Genomic DNA, 13,806 nt, shown 5'->3' with positions numbered 1-13,806 from the left:
GATGGCGCTGTATCGCTACAAAGCCCTGAGCGCCCGTGGCGAGTTGCTGGACGGGCAGATGGAGGCCGCCAGCAGTGCCGAGGTGGCCGCGCGGCTGCAGGAGCAAGGGCACTTGCCGGTGGAGGCGTTGCCGGCGGAGGCCGGCGGGGCGGGTTTCGACTGGCGCGTGCTGCTGAAGCCGCGGCCATTCACTGGTGGCAACCTGGTGTTGTTCACCCAGCAATTGGCCACGCTGCTGGCGGCGGGGCAGCCGCTGGATCGCGCGTTGACCATCCTGCTGGAATTGCCGGAAGACGAGGCGGCCCGGCGCACGGTGGCCGACATCCGCGATGCGGTGCGCGGCGGGGCGTCGTTGTCGACGGCGCTGGAGCGCCAGCACGGCACCTTCGGCCGCCTGTACGTGAACATGGTGCGTGCGGGCGAGGCCGGCGGCAGCCTGCATGACACCCTGCAACGGCTGGCCGACTACCTGGAGCGTTCCGCCAGCCTGCGCACGCGGGTCATCAACGCGCTGGTCTACCCGGCGATCCTGCTGCTGATGGTGGGGCTGTCGCTGCTGTTCCTGCTGGGCTACGTGGTGCCGCAGTTCTCGGCGATGTACGACAGCCTGGGCGCGCAATTGCCGTGGTTCTCGCGGCTGGTGCTGGGCGTGGGCGGGTTCGTGCGCGACTGGTGGATCGTGCTGCTGGCGCTGCCGCTGCTGGGGCTGCTGGGGCTGGAGCGCAAGCGTCGCGATCCGGTGTTCATGCGCCGCTTCGACGGCTGGCTGTTGCAGCGCAAGTTCGCCGGGCCGCTGGTGGCCAAGCTCGACACCGCGCGGCTGGCGCGCACGCTGGGCACGTTGCTGCGCAACGGCGTGCCGCTGCTGGCGGCGCTGGGCATCGCCCGCAACGTGCTGGACAACCGGGTGCTGGCGGAGGACGTGGATGCCGCCGCCGCCGAGGTGAAGAACGGCATCGGCCTGTCCGCCGCGCTGGGCAAGGGCAAGCGTTTCCCGCGACTGGCCTTGCAGATGATCCAGGTGGGCGAGGAGTCCAGTGCGCTGGATGCGATGCTGCTGAAGACCGCCGACACCTTCGAACAGGAAACCCAGGCGGCGATGGATCGCCTGCTGGCCGCGCTGGTGCCGGCGGTGACGCTGGTGCTGGCTACCGTGGTGGGCGTCGTCATCCTGTCGGTGCTGGCACCGATCTACGACCTCACCAACGTGGTCGGCTGAATGCGGCCGGCGCATTTTGCCGCCGATGCGTGTTTCAATCCGAAGCCTGGCGCGCCGAATCTGCCGCAGCGTGCCAGCGTGAATTCCAACGGCAGTGCAGGTGAACCCGGGGCAGTTGGATGCGCAGTCACAAGCAGTATCGTTCCCTTTCCAAGGCATCGCAGCGCGGCTTTTCGCTGATCGAGATCATCGTTGTGGTGGTGCTGATCGGCGGCATCGTGGCGTTTGCCGCTTCGCGCATCCTCGGCGGCGGCGACCGCGCCAAGGTCAAGCTGGCGCAGGCACAGGTACAGACGCTGGCGGAGAAGGTGGACCAGTACAAGATGGACACCGGCGCGCTGCCGCCGGACCTCAACGCGCTGGTCACCGCGCCTGGTGGCACCGAGGGCTGGTTGGGCCCGTACGCCAAGGCCATCGACCTCAACGACCCGTGGACGAACCCCATGCAGTACAAAGTGCCGGGGGACGGCAAGCCGTTCGACATCGTGAGCTACGGTGCCGATGGCAAGCCCGGCGGTGACAGCGTGAACGCCGACATCAAGTACGAATAAGCCCGCGGCACGCCATGCGCACGCGCATCGAAGCGGCAGGCTTTTCCCTGCTGGAAATGCTGCTGGTGCTGGTGCTGGTCGCCGCCGCCAGCGTGCTGGCGATGGCGGCCTTCGGCGGCAGCCTGCGCGGTGCGCGCCTGCATGCGGCCGCCAACGAGGTGGCCGCGCAATTGCGCTTCACCCGTGCGGTGGCGATCCGCAGCGGTACGGCGCAGGAGTTCCTGCTGGAGCCGCAGACCCGGCGCTGGCGTGCCGCCCACGGGCGCAAGGGCCACCTGCCCGAGACCGGAACGCTGACGTTCACTGGCGCGCGCGATCTGCAGCCGGCCAGCGGTGTCGGCGCCATCCGCTTCTTTCCAGACGGCGCCGCCAGCGGCGGCCGCATCCGCTTCGCCGCCGGTGGCGGGGGCTGGGACGTGGATGTGGCTTGGCTGACCGGCGAGGTGCGTGTGCGCCGCCTGCGGGGGGCACCATGAGCCGGCGTGCCGAGGCGGGCTTCACCCTGATCGAGATCATCGTCGCCTTCACCATTCTGGCGCTGGGCCTGACCTTGCTGCTGGGCACGCTGTCCGGCGCCAGCCGCCAGCTGCACGATGCCGGCGATGCCGGGCGTGCGGCGCTGGTGGCGCAATCGCTGCTGGACGAGCAAGCCGGGTTGCCGCGCCAACCCGGACGCTGGGCCGGCGAGGCCGAAGGCGGTCGCTACCGCTGGCAGTTGCGCATCAGCCCCTGGCAGCCACCCGGGTCGCCGCCGGCGGTGCTGCGCGAAGACCCGGCCGCCGCGCGCCTGCTGCACCTGCAATTGGACCTGCAATGGGGTGCGGGCGGGCCGCGCCAGCAATTGCACGTGTCCAGCCTGCGGCTGGTGTTGCCGCCGCCGGAGGCAGGGGCATGAAGCGGCGCGCGCATGGATTCACGCTGATGGAGGTGCTGCTGGCAGTCAGCCTGCTGGCGGCGGCGCTGGCGCTGGCCTTCGGCATCCTGCGCGCGGCCGGGGCCACGGTACAGCGCGGGGATGCGCAAGCGCAGCGCGATGAGCGCATGCGCGCGGTGTCCACCTTCCTGCGCAGCCGCATCGGCGGGGCGCAGGTGATCGTGTTCGATTTCGATCGCGACAACGGCCGTTCGCTGCGTTTCGTCGGTGATGCCACCTCGATGCATTTCGTGGCCGACCTGCCGGACTATCTCGGTCGTGGTGGCCCATATCTGCATCTGCTGCAGGTGCGGCCGGCGGCCGGTGGGCGCACGCTGACGGTGGAATTCCGCATGGTGCAGGCCGCCCGGGCATTGCCGTCCGCCCGTCCGCCGGAGGCACTGGCCACGGAGCTGCGGCAGGTCGAGTTCGCCTATCGCGGGTTGGCCGACGATGGCCGGCCCGGCCCGTGGCAGCCCCGCTGGGAAGCGGCGGACACGCTGCCGCTGCAAGTGCGCGTGCGCATCGCGGATGCCGCCGGTGCGTGGCCGGACATGCTGGTGACGCTGCCGCTGGCCGGCACCACCCACGCCGCCAGCGGCGAGGTGCGGCAATGACGTCGGTGCGCGGCGCGGCGCTGTTGCTGGTGCTGTGGATCACCCTGCTGCTGGCCGGGCTGGTGGCCGGCTATGCGATGACGGCGCGGATCGCGTCGTTGCAGGGCCATGGCGAGGCCCGCGCGCTGCTGGCGCGGGAAGCGGCGCGGGCGGGCGTGGAACTGGCGGTCTCCCGCTTGCTGGAGCCCGACCCGGCGCGTCGCTGGGCGGTGGACGGGCGCGTCCAACACCTCACTTTCGATGGCACCCCGGTGCAGGTGTCGGTGCGCGACGAGGCGGCCCTGATCGACCTCAACGCCGCATCCCCGGACGTGTTGCAAGCGTTCTTCATGCAATTGGGCGAACCCCGGGATGCCGCCACCCGGTTGGCGGGGGCCATCCTCGATTGGCGCGATGGCGACAGCCTCACCCAGCCCGGCGGCGGTGCCGAGGATGCCGACTACGCGGCGGCCGGCCTGCCGTGGGGGGCCAAGGATGCGCCGTTCGAAAGCGTGGCCGAAGTGGAGCAGGTGCTGGGCATGCGCCCGGACCTGTACGCCCGTGCCGCGCCACACCTGACCATCCATTCCGGACAGGCGTTGCCGGATGCGAATTTCGCCGACCCGGTGGTGCGTGCGGCGCTGGGGCTGCCGGAAAAAAATGCCCCGCTCGACCCCGACGCGCCGCCGTTGGCCGGTAGCGGCACGTATAGTATCGACAGCCGTGCCCGACTCACCGATGGGCGCAGCGCGCGTCTTTCGGCGGTGGTTCGCATGGGGGGCAACGGTTTGCCGGGTTCAACGTACACGACACTGCGCTGGCAGGTGCCGGGGGCCGCGCGATGAGCGCGCCGTGGGCACTGCCGGCCCTGCTGGCCCAGTCCGGGAGCAGCGCGCGCGGTTTGCTGGCATGGTGGGGCGCGGGCCTGGCGGCGTGCCTGCCGGCCCGGTGGCGCGTGTTGCTGACCGCGGGCGGGGACCGCCTGTTGCTGCAGCCGCAGCCCGATGGGCTGGGCGTGCTGCGCCAGCGTGAAGGTGGCGTGCGCGCATTGGCGGTGCTGCCGCTGCCGTTGCCCGCCGGTGCCGACCCGCTGGCACGCCTGCTGCGCGAGCCTGCCCGGGCGCTGCCGCGCTGGCTGGTGTTGCCGGCCACGCTGGGCCTGCGCCGTACCCTGCTGCTGCCGGCTGCTGCCGGCGAACGCCTGCGTGACGTACTGGCGTTCGAAATCGAGCGCCAGACGCCGTTCGCAGCGGAGGCCGTGCTGTATGACGGGCGCGTGCTGCAAGCCCGCGAGGACGGCCAGCTGCTGGTTGAGCTGGTGGTCCTGCCGAAGCGCCAGCTGGAGGCCGCCACGGCGGGTTTCGGCGCGCTGGTCGATGGATTGACCGGGCTGGATCTGGCCGATGCCGAGGGGCACGGGCTGGGTCTCAACCTGTTGCCGCCCGCGCAGCGCCAGCGCCGGCGTGACCCGTGGCAACGCTGGAACCTGGGGTTGGCGGTGCTGGCCCTGCTGGCGCTGGTGGCCGGGCTGGCCCAATTGCTGGACAACCGTCGCGCCGCACTGGCGACCTTGCAGGCTGCCGTGGCCCAGCGCGAAACCGCCGCGCACGCGGTGGCAACCCAGCGGCAGCGGGTACTGGATGCCGTGGAGGGCGGCGCATGGCTGCGCGCCCAGCGCAACGGGCGGGCCTCGACAGTGGAAGTGATGGATGCACTGGCGCAGCGGATGCCGGACGGCACCTATCTGGAAAAGCTCGCCATCGATGGTGACCAGGTGACCCTGATCGGCCTGTCCAACCAGGCGGCGGCCCTGGTGGGCAAGCTGGAGGGCGCGCCGCAATGGACTGCGCCGGCACTCAGCGGTGCCTTGCAGCAAGACCCGCGCACCCGCATGGATCGCTTCACCCTGCTGGCGCGGCTGGCGCACGCACCGGCCCCGGCACCGGTTGCCGGCAACGGAGGGCGCCAGGATGCGCGCTGACCATCACCGCGGGTTGGCATTGGCTTTGCTGCTGCTCGTGCTTGGCCTGCTCTGGCTGTTGTTGCTGCGCCCGTTGTTCACCGCGCCACTGGCCGAGGTGGATGCGAAGATCGCCGACCTGCAGCAGCGGGATGCCCGCCTGCGCAGCCTGTTGCAGCAGCAGGGGCAGGTTCGGCAGCGGCTGGCCGCGCTGGATGCGCAGGGTGGTGGTACCGGCTTCCTGGCCGAACCCACCGCCGAGCTGGCCACTGCCGCCTTGATCCAGCAGTTGGAGGGCGTGGTGGGTGGTGCCAGCCCTGCCGGGCGCGGCTGCGCCATCGTCAACCGCACCCCGCTGGAAGACGACGGCCAATCCGGCCGCTACCGCAAGGTGGTGGTGCAGGTGCGCCTGCGCTGCGGCAATGCCGAGACCCTGGCCGTGCTGCATGCGCTGGAATCGGCGCGGCCCTATCTGTTCGTGGACGCGCTGGGGATTACTGCACAACGCTATTTCGCGGTACCCGGCAGTGCCCAGCCGCAGGAAGGCGGGCTGGACGTGAGCTTCAATCTGTTCGGCTACCTGCGGCCCAGTCCGGGGGGTGCCCGTGGCCGCTGAACAAAGCATCGCCCGCCGCCTGTTGCAGGCCGGCCCGTGGACCTGGCTGCTGGCCGCGCTGTGCGGCTGGGCGCTGCTGGTGTGGCTGGCGGCACTGCTGGGCATGGGCGCGCACCCGGGCGAGGTGGCTGCCGCGCCCGCCGCGCGGTTGCCACAGCCAACGGCACCCAGCCCCGACCGGCTGGGCCCGCTGGCGCAATATGCCGAAGCGGCCTCCCGCCCGCTGTTCACCGACGATCGCCGCCCGCGCGCATTCGTGGCCACCGGTGCGGAGGAGGGCGGTGCCGGCAGCGATGCCGCGGCGTTCGATTACCTGCTCACCGGCGTGCTGATCAGCCCGTCGCTGCGGATGGCCATCCTGCAACCCAGTGCCGGCGGCGCGTCGCAACGCGTGCGCGAAGGCCACGCCCCGGAAGGCGCCAATGGCTGGCGGTTGCTGGAAGTGCGGCCGCGCAGCGCGCTGTTCGACGGCCCCGGCGGGCAGATGACGCTGGAGCTGCGCACTTTCGGTGTCGCCGGCATGCCGCCGAAGCCGGAGCCGGTGGCCGCCGATGCCGCTGCCGCAGCTACCGATGCGGTCAGCGCCACCGTCGAGCCGCCGCCACCGCCACCGCACGATGATGCTGCCGGCATCGACGACATCCGGCGTCGCATCGAAGCGCGTCGCGCGCAACTGCAACAACAACAGCCCGCCCATGCCGGTGACGGCGATGCCCCACCCCGCCCGTTGTCGGGGCCCGGGAAATGACGATGAAGTACGAGCCATGAGCCTGATGCCACACAGCCTGTCCCCCCGCATTGTCCTTGCTTCGCTGCTCGCCGGCCTGTTGGCCGCCTGCGCCGGCATTCCGCAGCCGCAGATGCACCGCAGCGGGCAGACGGACGCGCAGGCCCGCGCCAGCCAGCCGGATGCCGCCGAAATCCGCCGCGACGTCCTGCAGGAACTGGGCAGCGAAAACCCGCAGCCGGTGATCCGCCGCGGCAGCGGCACCGTCCTCAACCAGTCCGTGGCCAGCGCGCCGCCGCCGGCGCTGGCCAGCAGCGGCCAGGCCAGCTTCAATTTCGAAGGCGAATCGTTGCAGGCGGTGGTGAAGGCCATCCTGGGCGACATGCTGGGACAGAACTACAGCATCGCCCCGGGGGTGCAGGGCACGGTGACCGTGGCCACCCAGAAGCCGGTGGGCGCGGCCGGTGCGCTCAGCCTGCTGGACCAGGTGCTGGCGCAGAACGGCGCGCGCATGGTCTACAGCGACGGCCGCTACAACATCGTGCCCAACGACCAGGCGCTGGTGAACGGCGTGGTGCCGCGCACCGGTTCGCCGGCGGCTGCACGTGGCTTCGAATCGCGGGTGGTCACCCTGCATTACATCTCCGCCACCGAGATGGAGAAGATCCTCAAGCCGTATGCGCGGCAGGGATCCATCGTCAGCGTGGACGGCGCGCGCAACCTCATCACCATCGCCGGCACCCGCGCCGAGCTGGAAAACTACCTGCGCACCATCCAGGTGTTCGACGTCGACTGGATGGCCAGCATGTCGGTGGGCGTGTTCCCGCTGCAATCCGGGCGCGCGTCCGACGTGGTGCAGGACCTGGAGCGCGTGTTCGGGCGCGATGGCAACACCCCGGTGGCCGGCATGTTCCGCTTCATGCCGCTGGAGTCGGCCAATGCGGTGATGGTGATCTGCAGCCAGCCCAGCTACCTGGAGGACATCCGCCAGTGGATCGACCGCATCGAAGGCGGCAGCGGCGATGGCCGCCTGTACAGCTATGAGTTGAAATACATCAAGGCGCGCGACCTGGCGGACCGGCTGGCGGAGGTGTTTGGCGGCAGTGCCGGCGGCGATGCCCGCGGCAGCGTTGCGCTGATGCCCGGGCTGGAGGCCACCGACATCCGGGATGCCGGCGGCAGCGACGATCGTTCCGGACAGTCCGGCACCGACGGCAGCAGTACGCGCGGCGATGGCAGCCCGCTGCCGCGCGGCGGCAACGGCAACGGCCGGGTGACGCTGAAAGTGGGCGGCAGCGAGGTCGGCGTGTCGGCGGTGGAAGACACCAACTCGTTGCTGGTGCGCGCCAGTGCCGCGCAGTGGAAATCCATCCGCGAAGTGATCGAGCGCCTCGACGTGATGCCGATGCAGGTGCACATCGAGGCGCAGGTCCTCAGCGTGGCCTTGAAGGGCCAGCTGCAATACGGCGTCAGCTGGTTCTTCGACAACGCGGTGTCCTCGCAGGCGGCCGGCAACCTGCCGTTCCCCACCGGTCGTCACAGCTGGGGCAGCCATGCCGGCAGCGTCGCGCCGCAGGCCAATGGCAACGGCAACCTGCTCAGCTGGACCTTCCTTGGCAACAGCGCCGCCGCCATCGTGCAGGCACTGGACAACGTCACCGACGTGCGCACCCTGTCCTCGCCTTCGGTGATGGCGCAGAACAACCGCGAGGCCACGCTCAACGTCGGCCAGAAGATCCCGATCGCCTCGGTCAGCTTCAACCCGGCCAATGGCGGCACCAACGGCACCTACAGTTCGGTGCAGTACCTCGACACCGGCATCATCCTGAAGGTGCGGCCGCGCATCACCCGCGACGGCATGGTGTTCCTCGACATCGTGCAGGAAGTCAGCAAGCCGGGCAGCGTGGCCGACATCTACGGCAACGTGCGCATCGACACCAGCAAGGTCTCCACCAGCGCGATGGCGCCCAGCGGCGAGACCGTGGTGCTGGCCGGCCTGATCAATGACGGCAGCACCCGCAGCGCCACCGGCGTGCCGGGCCTGAGCCGGATCCCGGTGCTGGGTGGCCTGTTCGGCCAGCAGGGCAGCGGCAAGACCCGTGACGAGCTGGTGGTGCTGATCACCCCCACGGTGGTGCGCAATCCGCAGGAAGCGCGTGCCCTGACCGACGAGTACGGCAGCCGCTTCCGCGCGTTGGAACCGATCTACAAGCCGAAGAAGTGAGCCGCAGCGACACCGCCCTGCCCATCGTGCTGGTGCCGGTCGGCACCGACGAAAACGCGCTTGACGCCTGCCTGGCGGCACTGGAGGCCGGCCCGCGGGCGGGCCGGGGGGGGGGGGGGGCGGCCGCTGCCCGGGCCGGCCCGCGGGGGTTGGCCACCCCCCCGCGCTGGATGACCGCCACCCGCCTGCAAGCGGCGCACACTCGCCGCACTGCGGCGATCGGCGAAGCCCGGCATCTGGACGAAGCCCTGCGTGCCTGTGGCGGCGAAGACGTGGCGGTGCTGGCCAGCGATGCCCGTCCCGCACCGGGGTGGCTGGCGCGGCTGGCGGCCTGCCTGGCCGCGGACGCCGGCATCGCCACCGCCACCCCGTGGTGCAATGCCGGCGAAGTGGCGGCCTGGCCGCGGATCGGCGAAATCGTGCCGGTGTCGCAGCCGCTGCCGGTGCTGGCCGAGGCCTGCGCCGCGCTGCCGGCGGTGGTCCCCGTGTTGCCGGCGGCGGTCAGCCATGCGGTGGTGTTGCGTGGCAGCGCGCGGGTGCAGGCGGGCGGGTTGGATGCCGCCAGCTATCGGTCGTGGGCGGCGGCGTTGACCGATCTGTCGTTGCGGATGGCCGGCTTCGGCGGGCGCAGCGTACTGTGCCCGGCCACCTTCGTGGTGCGCGAGGTGGAAAGCGCAACCCGGGAAGGCGACATGGACGCACTGGCCGCGCGTTGGCCGGCATGGCACGCACGCATCGCCGACAGCCTGATGCACGATCCCCTGCGCGCGCTGCGCGAACAGTTGGCAGCGCACCTCGCGCGCCTGCAACACCTGCCGCCGCAGCCGGACTTGTTCGCGGGCGCGTCGTGACCGTGGCCGGCATCGCCGTGGTGGTGGTGGCCTGCAACAGCGAGGAAACCATCGACGAATGCCTGCTGCGGCTGCGCCGATCGCAGGCCGTGGCCGCCATCCGCGTGGTCGACAATGCATCCCGCGACGCCACGCTCGACATCGTGCAGCGCCATGCCCTGGCCGACGCGCGGGTGCGCTTCATCGCCAATCCGGACAACCCCGGCTTCGCCGCTGCCTGCAACCAGGGCGCGGCGACCGTGGACGCACCCTGGCTGGTGTTCGTCAATCCCGATTGCTTCGTGGAGGCGGATGCGCTGGCGCGCTTGCGCGATGTTGCCGCCGCCACGGGCGAGGCGCTGCTGGGCGTGGACCTGGTGGACGAGGCCGGCGTCCGCGACCCCGCCGCCCGGCGGCGCGATCCCGGCTTCGCGGCGATGCTGGCCAACCCCGCCCGGGCGCGGCTGGGCGTGCCGGTGGCGGCGGGGGCGCTGCAGCGCGTGGAGGCGGTTTCGGGTGCACTGATGCTGCTGCCGCGTGCGCTGTTCCAGCGGCTGGGTGGTTTCGATGCCGGCTACCGGCTGCACGTCGAGGACCTCGATCTGTGCCGGCGCGCGCGCCTGGCCGGGGCGGTGGTGGCCTGTGCCAACGACGTGCGCGTGGTGCATGTGGGCGGGGTGTCCTCGCGGCGACGCCCCTGGTTCGTGGAATGGCACAAGCATCGCGGCCTGTGGCGTTATTTCCGCAAGTTCGAGGCCGCTGGTTGCGGGTTGCCCGTGCGGCTGTTGGTGGGCATCGCGATTGCGTTGCATTTCCCGTGGGCCGCGCTGCGCGCCGCGATCCATACCGGCAGCTGAACGCTGCAAGCGCAGCCACCCAGATGCGGGATGGCGGGCTTGCGGGAGCAAGCGGGACACTTCACGATAAAGCGTGCACGCCATTGGGGCGGGCATGCCCACGACGATGGGTCACAGCAAGGGAGGAAGGCAATGTCCGGGAATCAGGCGGTTGGGGGAATCAGGAAACGATGGCTGGGGGTGCTGGCGGCGCTGGTGCTGCTGATGTGCATGCCCGCGGCCTACGCGCAGCAGGTGTACAAATCGGTGACCTCGGCACAGGTCAAGTCGATCATGGTCGGCGAAGGCTTCGCGGTGGAAACCAGCGACAGCGGCAAGCTGATCTGGAAGATCGATGGTTACAAGACCGCGATGCTGCTGGGCGACGACGGCTTGTCGTTGCAGTTCTATGCGGCTTTCGCGGGTGGCGGCTCGTCGCTGGCCAAGGTCAACAAGTGGAACAAGGATAAGCGTTATTCGCGCAGCTACATCGACGATGACGGCGACCCGGTGCTGGAGCTGGACCTGGACGTCACCGGCGGTGTCACCCGCGAGCGCATCATCGATTTCCTGAAGACCGCGCGCATGTCGTTCACGGCATGGCACGAAGAAGTGGTGGAGTGACCCTCGTGCGGGCCCTTGCGGAAGCGGGGCGCGCGCGCTGGAACGAAAAATGCCGGCCATGCGCCGGCATTTTTTTCGTGCATCCGGCGATGGGGAAATGCCGGCCGGCTCAGGCGCGGTGGCGATTGATCTCGTCGCGCAGCGACTTCGCTGCATCGGCCGCCGCTTCCGCATAGCCCTCGCCGCGCGAGGCGTACAGGATGCCGCGCGAGGAATTGATCATCAGGCCGGTGCCGTTGGCGGTCTTGCCGTTTCTCACGACGGCTTCCACGTCGCCGCCTTGTGCGCCGACGCCGGGGATCAGCAGCGGCATGTCGCCCACGATGCCGCGAATCACCTGCAACTCTTCCGGGAAAGTCGCGCCCACCACCAGCGCGCAGTTGCCGTCGGCGTTCCACTCGCCGGCGATGGTGCGGGCGATGTGCTGGTACAGCGGCACGCCGCCCACCTGCAGTTCCTGGAAGTCGCGCGCGCCGGGGTTGGAGGTGTGGCACAAGAACACGCAGCCACGGTTGTTCCACGCCAAGAATGGTTGTGCCGAATCCTTGCCCATGTAGGGGTTCAGCGTCACCGCATCCGCACCGAAGCGTTCGAAGGCTTCTTCCGCATATTGCTGTGCGGTGCTGCCGATGTCGCCGCGCTTGGCATCCAGAATCACCGGGATGTCCGGGCAGGTGGCGTTGATGTGCGCGATCAAGCGCTGCAACGCTGCCTCGCCGCCATTGTGCGCGGCGAAGTAGGCGATCTGCGGCTTGAACGCGCAGGCGTACTCGGCGGTGGCGTCGACGATGTCGCGGCAGAATGCGAACAAGGCCTCGCTGGCGTCCTCACCGGCGGCTGCCAGGAAGTGCTCAGGCAGCTTGGCAAGATCCGGGTCCAGCCCCACGCAAAGCAGGGAGTTGGCCTGTTGCCAGCGGTTGCGGAGTTTGGCGGTGAAGGTCATGGGATGCCTTTGCACAAAACCCTCCCCTTCAAGGGGAGGGTGAGAGGTCGTGTTCCGCTTATTTAAGCGCCTTGAACCGCAGCCGCTTCGGCGCGGCGTCGTCGCCCATGCGGCGCTTCTTGTCTTCCTCGTATTCGCGGTAGTTGCCCTGGAAGAACTCCACATGCGAGTCGCCTTCGAAGGCGAGGATGTGGGTGGCGATGCGGTCCAGGAACCAGCGGTCGTGCGAGATCACGAAGGTGTTGCCCGGGAACTCCAGCAGCGCATCTTCCAGTGCGCGCAGGGTTTCGATGTCCAGATCGTTCGACGGTTCGTCGAGCAGCAGCACGTTGCCACCTTGCAATAGCGTCTTGGCCATGTGCAGGCGACCGCGTTCACCGCCGGAGAGGCTGCCGACCAGCTTCTGCTGGTCCTGGCCCTTGAAGTTGAAGCGGCCGATATAGGCCCGCGACTGGATCTCGATGCCGTTGATGTTGAGGATGTCCAGGCCGCCGGAGACTTCCTGGAACACCGTGTGGTTGCCCTCCAGCGCGCCGCGGCTCTGGTCCACGTAGGCAAGCTGCACGGTTGGGCCGATGTCGATCTGGCCCGAATCCGGCTTCTCCTGCCCGGTGATCATCTTGAACAGCGTCGACTTGCCGGCGCCGTTGGGGCCGATGATGCCGACGATGGCACCCGGCGGCACGATCATCGACAAATCATCGATCAGCAGGCGGTCGCCGAACTTCTTGGAGACGTTCTTGAACTCGATCACCGAGTTGCCCAGACGCTCGCCCGGCGGAATGAAGATTTCATTGGTCTCGTTGCGCTTCTGGTAGTCGACCGACTGCAGCTCGTCCAGCCGCGCCAGACGCGCCTTGCCCTTGCTGCGGCCGCCCTTGGCGTTCTGCCGCGACCATTCCAGTTCTTTCTGGATGGCCTTCTGGCGCGCCTTTTCCTGATTCTCTTCCTGCTTCAGGCGCTCGTCCTTCTGCACCAGCCAGTCGGTGTAATTGCCCTTCCACGGGATGCCGCGGCCGCGGTCCAGTTCCAGAATCCACTCGGCGGCGTTGTCGAGGAAGTAGCGGTCGTGGGTCACCGCCACCACGGTGCCGGTGTAGCGGTGCAGGAACTGCTCCAGCCATTCCACCGACTCGGCGTCGAGGTGGTTGGTGGGTTCGTCCAGCAACAGCATGTCGGGCTTTTGCAGCAGCAGGCGGCACAGCGCCACGCGGCGCTTTTCACCGCCCGACAGCTTGCCGACGATGGCGTCCCACGGCGGCAGGCGCAGCGCGTCGGCGGCCACTTCCAGCTGGTTTTCCAGCGTATGCGCGTCGCCTGCGGCGAGAATGGCTTCGAGGCGCTCCTGCTCCTTGGCCAGCGCGTCGAAATCCGCGCCTTCCTCGGCGTAGGCGGCATACACCTCGTCCAGCCGTGCCTGCGCCTGCAACACTTCGCCCACGCCTTCCTCGACGGCCTGGCGCACGGTGTGCTCGGGATTGAGTTCCGGCTCCTGCGCCAGATAGCCGACCTTGATGCCGGGCTGCGGGCGCGCCTCGCCTTCGAAATCCTTGTCCACGCCGGCCATGATCCGCAGCACGGTGGACTTGCCGGCGCCGTTCAGGCCCAGCAGGCCGATCTTGGCACCGGGGAAGAAGCTCAGCGAGATGTCCTTGATGATCTGCCGCTTCGGCGGAACCATCTTGGACACGCGGTTCATGGTGTAGATGTATTGCGAGGACATGCGCGCTCCGGGCGTACGGCGGCGGCCTGCACCGAATGGGCAGG

15 protein-coding genes are annotated in these 13,806 nt (G+C 69.5%); 13 read left to right on the top strand and 2 right to left on the bottom strand.

Annotated elements, in window-relative coordinates:
- Window position 1: 1 nt before the first annotated feature.
- The 13 genes from ACE3OK_RS08750 to ACE3OK_RS08690 all read left to right on the top strand — a co-directional run bounded on the left by ACE3OK_RS08750 (window position 2) and on the right by ACE3OK_RS08690 (window position 11,096).
- Entirely contained in the window at window positions 2-1,219 is a 1,218-nt protein-coding gene (locus ACE3OK_RS08750; RefSeq protein WP_374249239.1) for a type II secretion system F family protein, read from the top strand.
- Between the two features lie 119 nt (window positions 1,220-1,338).
- Window positions 1,339-1,770, top strand: coding sequence for a type II secretion system major pseudopilin GspG (gene gspG, locus ACE3OK_RS08745; protein ID WP_374249149.1), 432 nt, complete (start codon window positions 1,339-1,341; stop codon window positions 1,768-1,770).
- Window positions 1,771-1,784: 14 nt separating this feature from the next.
- Window positions 1,785-2,246 (top strand): GspH/FimT family protein, encoded by a 462-nt coding sequence (locus tag ACE3OK_RS08740; RefSeq protein ID WP_374249148.1) that lies wholly within the window; start codon window positions 1,785-1,787, stop codon window positions 2,244-2,246.
- Entirely contained in the window at window positions 2,243-2,665 is a 423-nt protein-coding gene (locus ACE3OK_RS08735; protein WP_374249147.1) for a prepilin-type N-terminal cleavage/methylation domain-containing protein, read from the top strand. The genes ACE3OK_RS08740 and ACE3OK_RS08735 overlap by 4 nt, the downstream gene beginning before the upstream one ends.
- On the top strand, window positions 2,662-3,300 hold the full coding sequence (locus ACE3OK_RS08730; RefSeq protein ID WP_374249146.1) for a prepilin-type N-terminal cleavage/methylation domain-containing protein: 639 nt from the start codon (window positions 2,662-2,664) through the stop codon (window positions 3,298-3,300). The genes ACE3OK_RS08735 and ACE3OK_RS08730 overlap by 4 nt, the downstream gene beginning before the upstream one ends.
- Complete coding sequence (locus tag ACE3OK_RS08725) at window positions 3,297-4,124, top strand: general secretion pathway protein GspK (protein ID WP_374249145.1); 828 nt, start codon at window positions 3,297-3,299, stop codon at window positions 4,122-4,124. Before ACE3OK_RS08730 ends, ACE3OK_RS08725 begins: the two co-directional genes overlap by 4 nt.
- Window positions 4,121-5,260, top strand: coding sequence for a PilN domain-containing protein (locus ACE3OK_RS08720; RefSeq protein WP_374249144.1), 1,140 nt, complete (start codon window positions 4,121-4,123; stop codon window positions 5,258-5,260). Before ACE3OK_RS08725 ends, ACE3OK_RS08720 begins: the two co-directional genes overlap by 4 nt.
- On the top strand, window positions 5,250-5,855 hold the full coding sequence (gene gspM, locus ACE3OK_RS08715) for a type II secretion system protein GspM (protein ID WP_374249143.1): 606 nt from the start codon (window positions 5,250-5,252) through the stop codon (window positions 5,853-5,855). Before ACE3OK_RS08720 ends, gspM begins: the two co-directional genes overlap by 11 nt.
- A complete protein-coding gene (locus ACE3OK_RS08710) occupies window positions 5,845-6,603 on the top strand; it encodes a hypothetical protein (RefSeq protein ID WP_374249142.1) in 759 nt (252 codons plus the stop codon). Before gspM ends, ACE3OK_RS08710 begins: the two co-directional genes overlap by 11 nt.
- Before the next feature lie 25 nt (window positions 6,604-6,628).
- Window positions 6,629-8,806 carry a type II secretion system secretin GspD gene (gene gspD, locus ACE3OK_RS08705; protein WP_374249238.1) on the top strand — a complete coding sequence of 726 codons (2,178 nt, stop codon included), beginning with the start codon at window positions 6,629-6,631 and terminating at the stop codon, window positions 8,804-8,806.
- A complete protein-coding gene (locus tag ACE3OK_RS08700) occupies window positions 8,803-9,657 on the top strand; it encodes a glycosyltransferase (RefSeq protein WP_374249141.1) in 855 nt (284 codons plus the stop codon). The genes gspD and ACE3OK_RS08700 overlap by 4 nt, the downstream gene beginning before the upstream one ends.
- Complete coding sequence (locus ACE3OK_RS08695) at window positions 9,654-10,493, top strand: glycosyltransferase family 2 protein (protein ID WP_374249140.1); 840 nt, start codon at window positions 9,654-9,656, stop codon at window positions 10,491-10,493. Before ACE3OK_RS08700 ends, ACE3OK_RS08695 begins: the two co-directional genes overlap by 4 nt.
- A gap of 132 nt (window positions 10,494-10,625) precedes the next feature.
- Entirely contained in the window at window positions 10,626-11,096 is a 471-nt protein-coding gene (locus ACE3OK_RS08690; protein WP_374249139.1) for a YbjN domain-containing protein, read from the top strand.
- A 109-nt stretch (window positions 11,097-11,205) separates the two neighbouring features.
- On the opposite strand, the gene pyrF is transcribed toward ACE3OK_RS08690, so the two are convergent.
- Both pyrF and ettA read right to left on the bottom strand, forming a co-directional pair.
- The gene (pyrF, locus tag ACE3OK_RS08685) at window positions 11,206-12,039 is read right to left on the bottom strand and encodes an orotidine-5'-phosphate decarboxylase (RefSeq protein WP_374249138.1); all 834 of its coding nucleotides are present in this window, start codon (window positions 12,037-12,039) and stop codon (window positions 11,206-11,208) included.
- Between the two features lie 58 nt (window positions 12,040-12,097).
- The gene (gene ettA / locus ACE3OK_RS08680) at window positions 12,098-13,762 is read right to left on the bottom strand and encodes an energy-dependent translational throttle protein EttA (protein ID WP_374249137.1); all 1,665 of its coding nucleotides are present in this window, start codon (window positions 13,760-13,762) and stop codon (window positions 12,098-12,100) included.
- Window positions 13,763-13,806: the final 44 nt, after the last annotated feature.

The sequence above is a fragment of the Thermomonas sp. genome, from assembly GCF_041905325.1.
Classification (GTDB): domain Bacteria; phylum Pseudomonadota; class Gammaproteobacteria; order Xanthomonadales; family Xanthomonadaceae; genus Thermomonas.
Note: the sequence above shows the minus strand (reverse complement) of the source record. Positions and strands in the feature narration are given on the sequence as shown.

Coding starts and splice junctions, on each gene's coding strand:
- gspG (WP_374249149.1), top strand. CDS start 1,339: ATGCGCAGTCACAAGCAGTATCGTTCCCTTTCCAAGGCATCGCAGCGC.
- gspD (WP_374249238.1), top strand. CDS start 6,629: ATGCCACACAGCCTGTCCCCCCGCATTGTCCTTGCTTCGCTGCTCGCC.
- ACE3OK_RS08730 (WP_374249146.1), top strand. CDS start 2,662: ATGAAGCGGCGCGCGCATGGATTCACGCTGATGGAGGTGCTGCTGGCA.
- ACE3OK_RS08750 (WP_374249239.1), top strand. CDS start 2: ATGGCGCTGTATCGCTACAAAGCCCTGAGCGCCCGTGGCGAGTTGCTG.
- gspM (WP_374249143.1), top strand. CDS start 5,250: ATGCGCGCTGACCATCACCGCGGGTTGGCATTGGCTTTGCTGCTGCTC.
- ACE3OK_RS08720 (WP_374249144.1), top strand. CDS start 4,121: ATGAGCGCGCCGTGGGCACTGCCGGCCCTGCTGGCCCAGTCCGGGAGC.
- ACE3OK_RS08735 (WP_374249147.1), top strand. CDS start 2,243: ATGAGCCGGCGTGCCGAGGCGGGCTTCACCCTGATCGAGATCATCGTC.
- ettA (WP_374249137.1), bottom strand. CDS start 13,762: ATGTCCTCGCAATACATCTACACCATGAACCGCGTGTCCAAGATGGTT.
- ACE3OK_RS08725 (WP_374249145.1), top strand. CDS start 3,297: ATGACGTCGGTGCGCGGCGCGGCGCTGTTGCTGGTGCTGTGGATCACC.
- pyrF (WP_374249138.1), bottom strand. CDS start 12,039: ATGACCTTCACCGCCAAACTCCGCAACCGCTGGCAACAGGCCAACTCC.
- ACE3OK_RS08690 (WP_374249139.1), top strand. CDS start 10,626: ATGTCCGGGAATCAGGCGGTTGGGGGAATCAGGAAACGATGGCTGGGG.
- ACE3OK_RS08740 (WP_374249148.1), top strand. CDS start 1,785: ATGCGCACGCGCATCGAAGCGGCAGGCTTTTCCCTGCTGGAAATGCTG.